This is a genomic window from Hydrogenophaga sp. (genome assembly GCF_031426985.1).
In the GTDB taxonomy this organism is placed as follows: Bacteria; Pseudomonadota; Gammaproteobacteria; order Burkholderiales; family Burkholderiaceae_C; genus Hydrogenophaga.
Genome location: NZ_JASJOY010000100.1, coordinates 1 through 1,010, shown reverse-complemented (window position 1 = coordinate 1,010; position 1,010 = coordinate 1). Strand labels below are relative to the sequence as shown.

General features: G+C 67.9%; 2 protein-coding genes. One reads left to right on the top strand and one right to left on the bottom strand.

Features of this window, described 5'->3' with window-relative positions; translation table 11 throughout:
- The first annotated feature begins 20 nt into the window (after positions 1–20).
- Positions 21–662, top strand: a complete 642-nt coding sequence (locus RMP09_RS12985) for a cation transporter (protein WP_310566395.1) — start codon at positions 21–23, stop codon at positions 660–662.
- On the opposite strand, the gene RMP09_RS12980 is transcribed toward RMP09_RS12985, so the two are convergent.
- Positions 643–918 carry a KTSC domain-containing protein gene (locus tag RMP09_RS12980; RefSeq protein WP_310566394.1) on the bottom strand — a complete coding sequence of 92 codons (276 nt, stop codon included), beginning with the start codon at positions 916–918 and terminating at the stop codon, positions 643–645. The genes RMP09_RS12985 and RMP09_RS12980 overlap by 20 nt on opposite strands.
- Positions 919–1,010: the final 92 nt, after the last annotated feature.

Sequence of the window (1,010 nt, the reverse complement as noted above, 5' to 3'; positions counted from 1 at the left end):
CCGTACTGAAAAGGAAAACCATGTCGGCCCATTGCTGTGAACACGAAACCCCGGCCCCGGCCCACATCAGCGACCTGCCGCGCTACCGCCGGATTTTGTGGATCGCCCTGCTCGTCAACGCCGCCATGTTTGCGGTGGAAATCGTGGCCGGTACCGCTGCGAATTCCTTGTCCCTGCTGGCCGACGCCATCGACTTTGCGGGCGATGCCCTGAACTACGGCGTGTCGCTGGCGGTGCTCACTGCGGCCCTGGCCTGGCGCGCGCGCATGGCCCTGCTCAAGGCCGTGAGCATGATGGGCTTTGGCCTGTTTGTGCTGCTGCGGGCGCTGTGGTCGGTGTGGGGCGGTGCCCTGCCAGACCCGGCCACCATGGGGCTGGTGGCCGCCCTGGCACTGGCCAGCAATGTGGCCGTGGCCTGGATGCTCTACGCCTTTCGCGAGGGAGACGCCAATATGCGCAGCGTCTGGCTGTGTTCGCGCAACGACGCCATTGGCAACCTGGCCGTCATGGCGGCGGCCTTGGGCGTGTTCGGCACCGGAACGGCCTGGCCCGACCTGGGCGTGGCAGCACTGATGGCGGCACTGGCGCTACAGGGCGGCTGGCAGGTGGGACGCCAGGCGCGCAGCGAACTGGGCGCAGGTTCTACAGCCCCGCATCCTTGAACAAGTCGTCCAGCGAGGCCTTGGCGGTCGTGGCGGTCGCCTTCAGCGTCGGCGCCGTGGCCGGGTATTCCTCGGCAATGCGGTCTTCCCAGTAGGTCGTGGGGTTGGGCGCGGCGCACAGGCGCCGGAACACCTCGGCCGGCACACCCTTGTAGGCCTTGACCTGGCCGTTGTCCCACTGCAGCTGCAGCACGCCGCTGCCGACGTCATAGTCGGCGCGGCGGATGCGACCGCTGGTGAAGGTCTGGGTGGGCATCAGGCCTTGCGGTTGAGCAGCGCGTAGAGCCCGATGGCGCCGAAGGTGGCGGTACCGATGCCACCCAGGGCGAAGTCGCCGAACTTGAGCGT

Coding starts and splice junctions, on each gene's coding strand:
- RMP09_RS12985 (WP_310566395.1), top strand. CDS start 21: ATGTCGGCCCATTGCTGTGAACACGAAACCCCGGCCCCGGCCCACATC.
- RMP09_RS12980 (WP_310566394.1), bottom strand. CDS start 918: ATGCCCACCCAGACCTTCACCAGCGGTCGCATCCGCCGCGCCGACTAT.